Source organism: Paracoccus indicus (genome assembly GCF_003056335.1).
Taxonomy (GTDB): Bacteria; Pseudomonadota; Alphaproteobacteria; order Rhodobacterales; family Rhodobacteraceae; genus Paracoccus; species Paracoccus indicus.
In genome coordinates, this window is the sequence record NZ_PYWA01000001.1 from 204,836 (window position 1) to 217,766 (window position 12,931).

Genomic DNA, 12,931 nt, shown 5'->3' on the forward strand with positions numbered 1-12,931 from the left:
CCATGGCACGCATGATCTATCTTGGCGACGACGTCACCCTGCCCGGCACCGGCTATCCGCCGCTGGCGGCGTTCCAGGTCCCCTACCCCGCCAACCTGAAGGGCGCCTTCTTTCTCGGCAATGGTGAGAAGATCGGCCTGCGCAACTGGGCAGGCGGCGCCGATGCGGTGCCAGTCGGATCGCCTGCATGGGGCGGCAACTTTGCGACCCTGTCGCAGGACGGCTATCTGCAGACCGATATCGACGAGACGCTGGCCATGTCGCTCTTCGTCGTGACGCGGGAAACATCTTCCGATCCCGTAGGTTTCATCGGAACTTACGGAGGGGGAACAACCAGGGGCATATCCCTTTATGCGGGAAGCGGCGCAACGTCCATGACGGCATCCATTGGAAGGGTTGGTGGCGGGGGATCTGTCGGTGTGACCTCCAATACGACCTCCTGGGGTGTTTATTCTTTGCAAGTGCCAAGCACCGGCGCGGCGACGTTGAAAAATCACACGACAGGGAACGCCAACAATTCTGCGGGAACCGAAGATCGTGTCGCAAACGGTGCGGGTCTGATCAGACTCGGGCGGTTGTATGACAGTGGTTTTATTGGCCAATCCGACATGGCGCTGGCGCTGATCTACGACCGGGCGCTGTCGGATGCCGAGGCGGGCGTCGTCGCCGCCTTCAGCCGCGACTACGCGGTCGGCCGGGGCATCGCCCTGAACCTGGCCTGAGGGCGGGTTCAGCCATGACCACCATCCCCTACAAGCCCGGCGCGTCGGAGCCCTTCATTGTCAGCTTCGAGAACGAGACCGGCGGGCAGGAACGCTATGCCGCCGCCCAGCTGCGCATCGAGACGGCTTCCGCCTGCGTCCGGATCGACGGGGCGGGAGCGGTGGACGGCTATCAGTTCATCCTGCCCGCCCTGCCGCCCCGGCTCTACACCGCCACGGTCTATGTGGATGCCGGCGCGGGCTGGCGGTTCATGGACCGTCTCTATCTGCTCTCCGAAGGAGGTTGCTGATGACCGTTCACGTGATCAAGGCCGGCTTCCGCGGCCTGCAGGGCGTCCCCGGACGCGGTCTGACGATCAAGGGCACGCTGCCCGATACCGCCGCCCTGCCGGATGATGCGGCGCCGGGCGACGGCTGGCTCATCGCGGGCGATCTGCATGTCCGGACCGACGATGGATGGGAGAACACCGGCCCCGTCCAGGGACCGGCAGGCCGAGGCATCGCCGCCTGGTCCCATGATCCGGACACGGGCGTCCTGACGCTGACCTTCACCGATGGCGCGATCCTCTCGACCGGCGATCTGCGCGGCGGGCGGGGCGATGACGGGCGCGGCATCTCGGGCCAGTCCTATGACCCCGAGACCGGCGTGCTGACCCTGAGCTTCACCGACGGGACCAGCTACCAGACGCCCGACCTGCGCGGCGGACGTGGCGAGGCGGGTCGCGGCATCGCCGACGAGAGCTATGACGCCGCCACGGGGATCCTGACGCTGAGCTTCACCAATGGCACGAGTTTCGCCTCCGGCGATCTGCGCGGCACGAATGGCCGCGACGGGCGCGGCATTGTCGATGAAGCCTATGACGAGGCCAGCGGCATCCTGACGCTGACCTTCAGCGACGGCGGCATTTACCGGACGCAGGACCTGCGTGGCGGGCGGGGCGAGGCCGGGCGCGGCATCGTGGATGAGAGCTATGACCCGGCGACAGGCATCCTGACGCTGAGTTTCACCGACGGCACCACCTATGCCAGCGCCGATCTGCGCGGCACGGGCGGCAGCGACGGGCGGAGCATCACCGACGAGACCTATGACGCCGCCAGCGGCATCCTCACCCTGAGCTTCTCTGACGGCAGCACCTACCAGACGCAGGACCTGCGCGGTCCCGCCCCGCCCGTGGTCAGGACCGCTACCCTGCCCGCCAGTCCCGATCCCTCGACCTCCTACGTGGTGACCGGATGAGCGTGCTGGACCTGAGGAATGAGCCCCGGCTCTTTTACGGCAGTGCCGAGGCTCGGGCACTTTATCGCGGCGCAGAGCGAGTCTGGTCGAAACCAGCGCCGCCGATCAGCACCTGGTACGGCATCGGGCCCGGGCAGGTCCCCATGGACCACAAATATGCCCAAGGGGTGGCAAATGGCGGCTTGATCACCTCGGTACCAAATCTCGGTGGTGCGGGAGCCATGTTCAACCTGACCGTCAACGGGACGGTGCCGATTGTCGGCAATGGGGTCGATCTCGATCCAAACGACTATTTCTCGCTCGCAAGCCAGGCCGACGTGGTCGGCACGAGATTGTTCGTCGTGGTCGATTTCCGCAGCGTCGACGTCAACCAGTTCATCGCAGGCCAGGGCGAGACAAACGCCGATGGCGGAAAGACCAACCTTCTTCTGCTGGCAGGCGGCGGCTCGCTTCGATTGGCAAAGAACGACGGGACGAACGTGAACGCGACGATCCCGCTGAGCCCGCCTGTTGCGCCGCTCATCCGCCTCTACGAGATCGAGGACGTTCCGGGCGGGAATGTTTCCGTCTGGATCAATGCGGAGTTCCGTGGATCCACGCCGAACCCACACGCGAGCTACCTGATCAAGCGCATCGCGGCGGGGCAATCGACAGGCGGCGGCATCAACGGCGTGCTCTATCGCACCCTGTCGCTGATCCAGGGCGGGGATTATGCCGCCCGGGTGCAGGCCATCCGGGCGCGACTGAACCAGGAATACGGGCTGGGGATGGCGGCATGATCGACCTTCTGCGCGAGATGTTCGCCACCCCTGAAGCCCAGCTCGACCCCTATGTCTGGGGCGCGGCGCTGCTGGGCCATTTCTCGATCGGGATCTTCCTCACCGCCGTCATCGGCTGGATCTGCGGCGCATGGCGCGGCGCTCTGATTGTGACTCTGGCCTATCTCTTCCTCTGGGAGGGTGGCCAGCTGGTCTTTGCCGGATCCGGGTTTACCGACAGCCTGGTCGATGCCACGGCGGTCGCCTGCGGCGCGGCAGTCGCCGCCGGGGCCTGGCGCAACCGCGGCGCTGTCGTGGGGCTGGCGATGCTGATCCTGGCCATCATCGGCACCGCAGGCGTGACCCGGAGGAACCGATGAACCCCGAAAGCATCATCGAGGAGATGGGCGGCGGGCTTCCCGCCGTCGTCATCGTGGGCATGGGCTTCGTGGCCATCGCGCTCTGGCGTGAGATCCGGCGGCTGAACGAGGCCCGGATGGAGGACATGAAGGACGCCAACAGGGCGCATTCCGATCTGACAAAGGAAGTCGCGCGGACGCTGGACGACCTGGCGGAGAACATCCGCCAGGCGCGACGGGAGTGACGGCCATGTCCTGGTTCCGCCCCAAGCGCGAAACATGCCGCCAGATCCGGCAGCGCGAGCTGGCCGAGATGGAGGACCGTAACCGCGAGGTTGCCAGCAAGGTGGATGATCTTGCCCGGCTGCTGGATGAACTGAAGGAAAGGAAGCGTGGTGACAACAATCCTTGAATTGGCGGCATGGGCTGTCGCGCTGATGCTGGCCACGACCATGGCGCTGGTCGCCCGCGGCTTCCTGCCCGTGGCGATGCGGGCCGACGGATCGCCCGTCTATCACCTCTCGGCCGGCGTGGTGCTGATCTTCACCGCCTCGGCGCTGCGGGCGCTCTATTGGGATGTCATGCCGCTGGCGCTGGATGCGGTGCATGAGGGCAGCTGGTCGGCCTGGCATGCCCTGGTGGGGCGTCCCATCCCCAACATCATTCTGGGCCTTCTGTTCATCTGGGGCGGCCGTCACCTGCTGGTGCTGTTCTGGCTGCTGATCCCCGATCACGCCCGAGGGCGGTACAGCATCCTGACCGCCCCCTTCTATCCCCGCGCCGCGCCGATGTGCCGCGCCATCGTCGCGCTGCTGGTTCGCTGGCGGCGGTGACCCCTTCCCTATACTCGCAGTTTGTCCCGGCACCTGATGGTCCTGCCTTGGGTCGCCTCGGGACGGGTCACGGTCAACCTGAGCCTAGAGCTCGGTTGCGTCGGTGATGACGCCATCCGCTACAAGGTGGTGACGTGACCCGAATGAGCGGCGACCCTGGTACCCTCACAGTGCAGGGTCGCCTTGCTGGCATGGCCGGAATAGCGCGCATGCCAGCGTAAGCCACAAACAATTCCTTCCCATGCAGTCATTCAACCCCAGCCCCGCCATCGTGCGGGGCTTTTTCATGTCCGGAGATCCTCATGAGTTACCAGATCCGCGCACGCCAGGCGCGCTGCGCCGCCTTGGGCTTCTGGCCCGGTCCCATCGATGGCATCGATGGCCCGCGCACCCGGTCAGCCTATGCCGCCGCCTGCGCGGCGCAGGCGGCCAAGGGGCTGCCCTTCGCACATCCGACCGGCATCACCCGCATCCACTGGCACTGGACGGCTGGCAATCACCACCCGAACGCCACCGACCTGCGGTCCTATCACTGCCTGATCCCCGGCGAAGGTGCGCCGCGCTGGCCGGTCGAAGCCACCGCCGGTCGATCCCACACCCTGAATGCCAACAGCGGCGCCATCGGTGTCTCGCTCTGCGCCATGGCCGGCGCGCAGGAACGCCCCTTCGACCCGGGCCGCGCGCCGATCACGCCGTGGCAGGTCTGCCAGCTGGCCCGCGTCACCGCGCGGCTCTGCCGGGACTATGACATCCCCGTCTCGCGCTGGTCGACCCTGTCGCATGCCGAGATCCAGCCCGCCCTCGGCATCGCGCAGCGCCAGAAATGGGACATCACCTGGCTGCCGGGAATGGCGGGGCCTGCCGATCCGGTCGCGGTGGGCGATCGTCTGCGCGACCTGGTGTCCCGCGAATTGCAAACCCTCTGACCCCATGGAGATCCTGATGACACGCATCACCCCCACGCTGGCGGCGCTGGCCGCTGCCCTGATGACCGCCCCCGTCGCAGCTTTGGCCGCCGAGGGGATCCCGCAGCTGGTCGACCAAGGCATCGCTTGGCTGGCCGCGCTCTTCGCCTCTGCCGCGGCCGGGTTCATCGCCGCCGTGGTGACCAAGGTGACCGGCGCAGCGCTGGACGCCAAGGCCCGCGACACCATCCAGACCGCCATGGAGCGTGCTGCCCGGCTTGGGCTGGAATGGCTGCTGGACCAGGCAGCCGACCTGCCGATCGGCCAGCGGCTGAGTGCCGCGGCACGCGCCATGCTGCCCTATGTCGATGAAGGTGCCGGCGATGCGCTGAAGCGCTTCGGTCTTGACCGATCCCAAGGCGCCCGTCAGCACCTGCAGGACATGGCCCGCGCCGAGCTGATCAAGCAACTGGGGAGCGTCGCCCCCGACAAGCTGAGTGTGGCATTGGCGCAGGCCACGGCTAACGCCGCCCGCTGAGGCACCCGGCTATCCCAAAACCAGACCGGGATGGCGGTGCGGATCGCCCACCATTCCGGCCCTTTGATTGCCCCTCCGCGTCGCGGCAGGGGACCGGACCTCGCGGTCCGATCCGTGCGGCTGCTTTTCGAGGGCCAACCGCACCGACCTGAAGGTGTTTATGGTCGCCTGCACCCCGCGCGGGGCAGGTGTCGCCTAAGCGAGAATCACACCGTGAAACAAGTCAAACCCGCCGCCCCTGTCGCACCTTGGCTGGGGGGCAAGAAGCGCCTGCACGGGCGCATCATCCAGCGGATCGAGGCGATCCCGCACCGCACCTATATCGAACCCTTCGTAGGAATGGGGGGCGTGTTCCTGCGCCGCCGGTTCCGCCCGACCCTCGAGGTGGCCAATGACCTGAATGGCGAGATCATCAATCTGTTCCGGATCCTGCAGCGTCACTATCCGCAGCTGATGGAGGTGATGCGCTTCCAGCTGGCCAGCCGGCGCGAGTTCGAGCGCCTGCGCGCCACCGATCCCGCCACCCTGACGGATCTGGAGCGGGCCGCCCGGTTCCTCTACCTGCAGCGCCTGGCCTTCGGCGGCCAGGTGGGCGGTGTCTTCGGCGTGGCGGCCACGAACGGCCCGCGCTTTTCCCTGGCGCGTCTGGAGATCATCCTCGAGGAGGCACGCGAGCGCCTGGATGGCGTGGTGCTGGAGAGCCTGGACTGGGCGGACCTGATCGACCGCTATGACAGCGACCGGGCGCTCTTCTATCTCGACCCGCCGTATTTCGGGGGCGAGGCGGATTACGGCAAGGGCATGTTCGATCGCGGCCAGTTCGCGAAGATGGCCGACCAGCTGGCGCAGATCAAAGGCGGCTTCATCCTGTCGATCAACGACACGCCCGAGATCCGCGAGACCTTTGCCGCCTTCCGCTTCGAGGAGGTGTCCCTGACCTACACCATCAGCGCCGGAGCGGGGACGCAGGCCAAGGAGCTGATCATCTCGAACAGGGCAGAGGAGGCACGGCTGATCTAGCGTGATTTGACAGACCGCCATGCCGCGGACTATCCGCTACGGCATGGCCCACACTGTCGAGATCTTCTGCACCTGCGGTCATCGCGCACAAGTGGCTTTTTCCGAATTCAGGTACCGCAACGAGATCCTAGCGCGAGCCCGGTGCAGGCGCTGCGGACGGGTTGGTCAGCAGGACCTAATTGTCGTCAGGGACGAGCTTTCATATTGGATGGTCAGGGAGGATGGGCAGGGGAACGGTAGATGTACCACTAAGTAAATTTAGCTAAATCTGGAGCGCTAGCTAGCAAAACTAGTGATCATCATGCAGGTGCCAAGACCGCATAAAATCCAGACAAAAATCGAGAAAAAGCCCCGCAAGTGCGGGGCTCTACAAAGGGAACAGGTAGATGAATTCAGGCGCACTTACGCAGGCGAACGCCAGTCGTGACGGTCAGACTCGCCTGCTTAGGAGAAGGACGGCTAATCATGTCCCGCACGACAGCGTCTTTCTTCCACTTTTCTAGTCGCTCATCCGAGCGCTGCTTAGCATTTTTCATGATCTCAATCTGAAGTTCGCGATCGACTGGTGCCTTCATGTTCCTTGTCTCCCTCCGGAGCTGTATGCGGAAGCAACGTGTAGGGTTCGGTCAAGTTTCGTCCGTGATTCGATTCATAATCCAAATCTGCGTTCCATGGAAAGGGCTATCACGTCTCGCAACGTACCCCATTTCGTTCATAGCCTTGCAGACTGCCCAGTACTTACCTAGTGCTTTTGGAGGAAGATGGGGAGTGATCGTAGTCATCACAATAGTGTCAGGGTTGAGTTCAGATGCCAGTTGAGCAATGGCAGTGATGATGCAAGACAGTGCGACCCGACGAGCCTTCTTGTCTAAAAATCTTGTTTCGAGTCCATCACGATGTGCGTATTCGAGCTGCTCTCCGTCTTCGAACACTACTTCCGTGATAGTGAAATGGACATCGCGACCATTGGGTTCAGGTAGGTAGCGCGGCATGTCCACGAGGACGCTGTAGATAGCACCCGTCAGATCGTCATGCCCGAGACAGATTCGAGCGTACGCATCTTCGTCGGAGATAGAGACGGTGATTTCAACTTGATCAGCGTCCTCATCTACTGCGCAAATAAACGCCACTGAAACCTCTTACGCTACCGCTGCACAGCCTCCTATATAACGACCCAACATCTAGTTTCTAGCTGAGATCATATGATCACATTTAAAGATTAAGGGCAGGTTAAAGCCGAGTTCGCAGAGTTGCGGGCCACTCCTGTCAATGGCAATCATTAATACTTTATTGTACTGCACCGTGGGGTTTGCTTTTTGGTTCGGCGAACCTGCAAATATCATCCTCGGCTGTCCAAACCGAGAACGGGCATGCATGGGGGCTTCTTTTCTGCACAGATTTGCAGGATCTGCGGGGGAACCCAGCCCCTCCTAAGGGGCAGGTTACAGGTTCAAGTCCTGTCGGGGTCACCATTCCTACCAACCTGTGGCGCAAGGTCGGCTAGCCGCCGCCGGTTCCTCGACGGCGCATCGAAAAGCAAATGTCGTGACGGCAGACTGTACGAGCGCGATCACGTCATGCCGAATTGCATCTTGCCCACTTGCGAAGCGCCAAGGATCTGTCCGGCAGAATGGTCTGGCCGGGAAACGGTCCCGGCGATCCGAGAACTGCTCGTCATGGCCAGTTGCCGAAACCTTGTTCCGGCGTCCGTCAGTTTTCTTATCCAGAGATCAGGCCTTCAGCGCGCGTTCTGTCCTGATCCTGCCGTCCGAAAGCCGTGGTGACGATATGATCAGAACAAGCGGCGTTTGTGCGCCGGGCGAAGCTGTCGCACATACACGTCTTGCTCCCCTTCCGCCCCATCATCCAGCTTGGTGGTGCCAAGGCTGGCTCAGGAGCCCGCTTAGGGGAATAGAGCACGGGTAAAACTGTTTGAAAATGCTGTGGCCGGATGCCAGAAACCGGACAGGAACGGCTGGTGTATCAACATCCGCTCGGGTCGGGACATCACTGCAAGCCCTCGGCTGTCGTCTCGGCCGATCCGTTTCCATGCGATCTAGCCCATCCCTTGGATCGACGCGGCCCCGCCTTGACCCCTTGGCAGCTATTGCCTGGTGCCGATCTCATGCGCCCGGCCGACCTGAACTGCGACCGCGACGGATGACTGCCCCTTCACCTTTCCGGGCGGCTCTGAAAAGCTGCGCGGTGAATTGCAAGGCGGCCCGGTCCGCACCAAGGAATGCCGCCCCATGAAAGTTGCCCCCGCCCTGCCCGACATCATCGCCCGCATCTGCATCTGCGTGGTGATCGCGACGGGGCTGATCCAGATCTTTCAGCCGATCGAGTGGATGGCCTTTGCGGCGGGGGCCGCGCTGGTGGTCTTCTTCGCGATGACATGGCGGCAACTGACCGCCGTCAGCATCGTGCCGATGGTGCTGGCGGCCGCCTTGGTCGCGATCGGCCTGTGGCAGGGCGTCGGCGTGCATGCCTTCGGCCATGCGTCGGAACGCGCGGTCTTCCTTGCCTCGCTGCTGGCGCTTCTGGGGGTGCTGCGCAGCGCCGCCGCCGCCGCCCCCGAGATCGAGCGGGCCGGTCGCTATCTGACCGCGCAACCGCCCGGACGGCGCTATCTGGCCTTGAACTTCGGCGGCCATATCTTCGGCACGCTGATCAACCTTGGCGGGCTGGCCATCCTGCTGGACATGGCGATGCGTGCGATGGCGACGGGGTCGTCGCATCTGCCGCCCGACCTGCAGGAGGTCAAGTTCCGCCGCATGACCCTGGCCGTCACGCGGGGGTTTTCGCTGGTGGCGCTGTGGTCTCCGATGGGGTTCGCGGTCAATTCGCTGCTGATCTCGATGCCCTCGCTTGATTATCTAGATTTTGCGCCGCTCGGGTTCGCGCTGTCGTTCCTTTGCGCGGGCTATGGCTGGATGCTGGACCGGGTGACCGCGCCGCGTGGTCGGGTCGTGGCGCAAAGGGCCGCACCCCCTGATCCCGCCGACGGGCGGGCGGTCTGGCTGCTGATGCTGCATGTGACCTTGCTGGGTGCTGCGGTCATCCTGCTGAATGCACAGACCTCGCTCTCGTTCCAGCAATCGCTGCTGCTGGTGGTGCCCAGCTACAGCATCGGATGGGCCGCCTGGACCGGAGGTCGCCGCGCCCTTGCCGCCACGACGCAGGTGCTGGGCGTTTCCGTATCACGCTTTCCGCTGGCCGCGTCCGAGCTGGGGGTCTTTGCCTCGGCCGGGCTTCTGTCGGTCCTCGTGGTCGAGGTCATGCCGACCGAGGCGATCCGCCTGCTGGCCATCGACATGCAGCTGACCGCCCTGCCCGTCCTGTGGATCTTTGCGGGATTGCTGTTCGGGTTGGGCTGCATCGGGATCAACCCGATCATCACGGCCTCGGTCCTTGGCAGCCTTGGCAGTCAGTTGGCGATCCCGGGGCTGTCCGACGTCGCCATCGCGGTGCAGCTGATCGGGATATGGTCGGCGGTAATGTGCTTTTCGCCCTTCATCACCACGGTGGCCTATGCCGCATCGCTGGTCGGGCGGTCCGCCTTCACCGTGGGCCCGCGGTGGAACTGGACCTACAGCATCGGCGTCGCGGTGATCTGGACCCTGGGCACCTCGGCGGCAGTGGCGATCGGCGTTCTGTAGCGCGGCGGCCCCTGCGCATGGAAAAGGCCGGACGTAATGGCCCGACCTGTCCATGTGTTCTCAGGCCGATCGCTCAGTTAGTGCTGTCGCCACCTTCGGACCCGTCATCCGAACCGCTGTCGCCATCGGCGTCTGATCCCGTGTCGGTGCCCGCATCGCCGGTGCCGTCACCGCCCAGATCGGCGCCCGCATCGGTGCCAGTGCCGGTGTCGGTTCCGGTGGTGCCGCCCAAGGTATCGGTGCCCATGGCCTCATCCGCCGTTTCGGCATTGCCATCGCCATCGGCCACATTGTCCATCATCCGATCCGCGATCGAGGGGGTGCCATCGACCGTGCGGTCCTGCGTCTCGACGCCGTCCACCGAGATCAGGCGGCCGTTGGCGGTGCTATAGACCAGTTCGGTGGGCACACCGGCACGTTGACCCGTCACGGTCAGCATCGGCCCCTTGCGGGTAATCTTCAGGTCGGTGAAGCCCTGCGCGATCATCGTGTCGATGATGGCGTCGTTATTCTCGACTTCTTCCAGCACGGGAAAGTCGTCGGCCCAGACAATGCCCTTGGACGGCTCGGCGTCCATCGCGCTTTCGGTGGCCAGAACGTCGTTGCCCGTGGGGGTCGAGATGATGGTGGTTTCGGCCATTGCCGTGCCTGCCATCAGTGCGGCAATGGCCGCAGCCTTGCCGCCCAGCATCAGGGTCTTGATCGAGGAATTGAACATCTGCGTTCTCCGTCATGTGATTGCAGTGATAACGCCGATGAAGGCCCAGGTCGTTCCCTGTCCTTTACGACAGCCTTGCCCGTCGGACGGCCCGACATCACGCGCCGATCACCTGAACGTGCTTGAAAACAGGGGGTTTTTCAGGTTCCGCCTAGGCCTATGGCCGGAACTTGCCGATCAGCCCCCGGCTATAAGGCCCTACGCGGCAAGCTTTCGCCAGAATCCCCGACGCGCCGATTTCGGACGGGCAATCCCCGGAAAAGACACCTAGCTGATTGTCATGCGCCGCAAAGCCGAAAGGCCGGAAGACGCACAGATGACGGAAAAGGAGAAATCGCATGATCCGCCATATCGCATTGGCCGTTGGCCTTGGACTGACCGCCCCCGTTGCCGTGATGGCGCAGGGTACCGAAACCCCGACCGAGGCCCCCGCTGCCAAGGCCGAAACCGCCGAGGCACCCGCGCCGCAGCCGATGGATGCGGCCGCAACCTACGAGGCCGCGCGGAACCAGCTTGGCATCCTCAAGTACTGCCAGAATCAGGGCTTTTCCGGGCAAGAGGCCGTCGATGCGCAAGCCAGCCTGATCGGCATGCTGCCCGAAGGCGATGAGGCTACCGGCAAGACCGCCGAGGAGAAGGGCGCAGCAGGCACCGTGGCCATCGGAGATGCGGAAATGTCGCTGAGCGATGCCGCCGCCAGCCAGAACAGCAACGTCGAACAGACTTGCAAGCAGATCGAAGCCGCCGTCAATCACGCGGCCCCTGCGAACCCCGCAGGCTGATCCGCCAAGCATGATATTCTCGGACGCGGGCAGTCATCACGGCCCGCGTTTTTCGTATCAGGGGTCTGCGGCGTCCGGGGCGCCATGGGTGCGGGCAACTTCGGCGGTGACTTGGCGGGCCGATGCTTCATCTTCGGCCTCGGCCCCGGCCTCGACCAAATCGCGGGCGTCCTCTTGATCGTCATCCTCCAACGCGGGGGGTTCGTCACCGGCAAGGAAGTTGCCGAATTTCTCCCACCCCGGGATGTGATCGGCCAAAACGCGCAGGACCACCAGAACCGGAACGGCGATGACCATGCCGATCACAGACCACAGCCATGCCCAAAGCGCGACGGCCAGAAAGACCACCACGGTGTTCATCTGCAACCGGCGCGACACGAAATAGGGCGTGATGATCTGCCCCTCCAGCGAGGTCAGACCCAGATAGGTCAGCGCCACCATGCCCGGCCAGAACAGTCCCGGCATCACCACCAGCGCCACCAGCCCCGAAATGGCGACGCCCGTGATCGCGCCCAGATAAGGGATGAAGTTCAGCACGAAGGCCCCAAGCCCGAACAGAAGCGCCCCCGGCATGCCCCAGGCCCACATCGCCAAGCCGACGACCAGGCCCAACCCCGCGTTGATGACGGTGATGGCACCCAGATAGTTGCCAAGCGAGTCCTCGATCTCGCGCAGGGCCAGATAGGCACCGCGCTTGTCGCGCATCCGGTCGAAGCTCTGGACGATCTTCAGGTACAGAAGATCGCCCGAGGCAATCATGAAGAACAGCAGGATCATCGTGAAGAAGGTCTGACCCAGTAGTAGGGGCGCCGATTTGACGACGGTGCCAAGCGTAGTCTGGCCCTGCTGTTCGATCTTGATGGCGGGGGCTTCGCCCTCTTCGGGGGCCACCTCCTGCGCTTCCTCGATACGTTGCGCCGCGTCGCGCAGATCCGAGACGGAGTCGCGGACGCTGTCGAACTTGGCCTCCAACTGCTGGCTGATGATCGGCATGTTGTTCATCGCGCGGCTGATCGGGCCACTGGCCGCATAGGCCAGGATCGCCACGGACAGCAGGATTGAGACCGTCACGCCAAGCGCGGTCGCGCCGTCCGGTATGCCGCGCCTGCGCGCGAAACGGCGAAGCGGCGTGAAGACGAAGAACAGCAGCAACGCCATCGTCACCGGCATCAGGAAATCGCGCCCTGCGGCCAGGGCCGAAAAGCCCAGGATCAGAAAGATCCCGATCACGGCCCAATTGGCCATGCGCGGAACCGAGCTGTCTTCCTTTCGCGGTACGCGCGGAAAGAGATGTCCATCAGGACCAGGCATCATAACCCCCGTTCAGCACCGCGTCCCCCAACGCCTCTGGTGCATGTCATTCGGGTGCGAACGCAAACAGCGGGCCGGATGTTCCGACC

At 64.0% G+C, this 12,931-nt stretch carries 17 protein-coding genes; 13 read left to right on the forward strand and 4 right to left on the reverse strand.

The window, feature by feature from the left end; translation table 11 throughout:
• Positions 1-2: 2 nt before the first annotated feature.
• The 11 genes from DDE75_RS01070 (at position 3) to DDE75_RS01115 (ending at position 6,372) form a co-directional block, all read left to right on the forward strand.
• A complete protein-coding gene (locus DDE75_RS01070; RefSeq protein ID WP_108500537.1) occupies positions 3-722 on the forward strand; it encodes a hypothetical protein in 720 nt (239 codons plus the stop codon).
• Between the two features lie 14 nt (positions 723-736).
• Positions 737-1,012: a hypothetical protein gene (locus DDE75_RS01075; RefSeq protein ID WP_108500538.1), complete on the forward strand. Its 276-nt coding sequence runs from the start codon at positions 737-739 to the stop codon at positions 1,010-1,012.
• Entirely contained in the window at positions 1,012-1,959 is a 948-nt protein-coding gene (locus DDE75_RS01080; RefSeq protein WP_108500539.1) for a hypothetical protein, read from the forward strand. Before DDE75_RS01075 ends, DDE75_RS01080 begins: the two co-directional genes overlap by 1 nt.
• Positions 1,956-2,738: a hypothetical protein gene (locus tag DDE75_RS01085; RefSeq protein WP_162798858.1), complete on the forward strand. Its 783-nt coding sequence runs from the start codon at positions 1,956-1,958 to the stop codon at positions 2,736-2,738. The genes DDE75_RS01080 and DDE75_RS01085 overlap by 4 nt, the downstream gene beginning before the upstream one ends.
• Positions 2,735-3,097: a hypothetical protein gene (locus DDE75_RS01090; protein WP_108500541.1), complete on the forward strand. Its 363-nt coding sequence runs from the start codon at positions 2,735-2,737 to the stop codon at positions 3,095-3,097. Before DDE75_RS01085 ends, DDE75_RS01090 begins: the two co-directional genes overlap by 4 nt.
• The gene (locus DDE75_RS01095) at positions 3,094-3,321 is read left to right on the forward strand and encodes a hypothetical protein (protein WP_108500542.1); all 228 of its coding nucleotides are present in this window, start codon (positions 3,094-3,096) and stop codon (positions 3,319-3,321) included. Before DDE75_RS01090 ends, DDE75_RS01095 begins: the two co-directional genes overlap by 4 nt.
• A gap of 5 nt (positions 3,322-3,326) precedes the next feature.
• Positions 3,327-3,488, forward strand: coding sequence for a hypothetical protein (locus DDE75_RS17165; RefSeq protein ID WP_162798859.1), 162 nt, complete (start codon positions 3,327-3,329; stop codon positions 3,486-3,488).
• A complete protein-coding gene (locus DDE75_RS01100) occupies positions 3,472-3,909 on the forward strand; it encodes a hypothetical protein (protein WP_162798860.1) in 438 nt (145 codons plus the stop codon). Before DDE75_RS17165 ends, DDE75_RS01100 begins: the two co-directional genes overlap by 17 nt.
• A gap of 302 nt (positions 3,910-4,211) precedes the next feature.
• Positions 4,212-4,835, forward strand: coding sequence for a peptidoglycan recognition protein family protein (locus tag DDE75_RS01105; RefSeq protein WP_108500544.1), 624 nt, complete (start codon positions 4,212-4,214; stop codon positions 4,833-4,835).
• A gap of 16 nt (positions 4,836-4,851) precedes the next feature.
• A complete protein-coding gene (locus DDE75_RS01110) occupies positions 4,852-5,352 on the forward strand; it encodes a hypothetical protein (RefSeq protein WP_162798861.1) in 501 nt (166 codons plus the stop codon).
• A gap of 213 nt (positions 5,353-5,565) precedes the next feature.
• Positions 5,566-6,372: a DNA adenine methylase gene (locus tag DDE75_RS01115; RefSeq protein ID WP_108500546.1), complete on the forward strand. Its 807-nt coding sequence runs from the start codon at positions 5,566-5,568 to the stop codon at positions 6,370-6,372.
• Between the two features lie 392 nt (positions 6,373-6,764).
• Here DDE75_RS01115 and DDE75_RS17170 read toward each other — a convergent pair whose 3' ends face one another.
• Positions 6,765-6,947, reverse strand: a complete 183-nt coding sequence (locus DDE75_RS17170; protein WP_162798862.1) for a hypothetical protein — start codon at positions 6,945-6,947, stop codon at positions 6,765-6,767.
• Positions 6,948-6,998: 51 nt separating this feature from the next.
• The gene (locus DDE75_RS17175; protein ID WP_162798863.1) at positions 6,999-7,502 is read right to left on the reverse strand and encodes a hypothetical protein; all 504 of its coding nucleotides are present in this window, start codon (positions 7,500-7,502) and stop codon (positions 6,999-7,001) included.
• 1,119 nt (positions 7,503-8,621) lie between these two features.
• Between DDE75_RS17175 and DDE75_RS01130 the strand changes: the two genes are divergently transcribed.
• On the forward strand, positions 8,622-10,031 hold the full coding sequence (locus tag DDE75_RS01130) for a hypothetical protein (protein ID WP_162798864.1): 1,410 nt from the start codon (positions 8,622-8,624) through the stop codon (positions 10,029-10,031).
• Between the two features lie 73 nt (positions 10,032-10,104).
• Here DDE75_RS01130 and DDE75_RS01135 read toward each other — a convergent pair whose 3' ends face one another.
• Entirely contained in the window at positions 10,105-10,749 is a 645-nt protein-coding gene (locus DDE75_RS01135; protein ID WP_108500549.1) for a hypothetical protein, read from the reverse strand.
• A gap of 338 nt (positions 10,750-11,087) precedes the next feature.
• Between DDE75_RS01135 and DDE75_RS01140 the strand changes: the two genes are divergently transcribed.
• Positions 11,088-11,531 carry a pore-forming ESAT-6 family protein gene (locus DDE75_RS01140; RefSeq protein WP_108500550.1) on the forward strand — a complete coding sequence of 148 codons (444 nt, stop codon included), beginning with the start codon at positions 11,088-11,090 and terminating at the stop codon, positions 11,529-11,531.
• A 57-nt stretch (positions 11,532-11,588) separates the two neighbouring features.
• Here DDE75_RS01140 and DDE75_RS01145 read toward each other — a convergent pair whose 3' ends face one another.
• Positions 11,589-12,776: an AI-2E family transporter gene (locus DDE75_RS01145; RefSeq protein ID WP_245894574.1), complete on the reverse strand. Its 1,188-nt coding sequence runs from the start codon at positions 12,774-12,776 to the stop codon at positions 11,589-11,591.
• Positions 12,777-12,931: the final 155 nt, after the last annotated feature.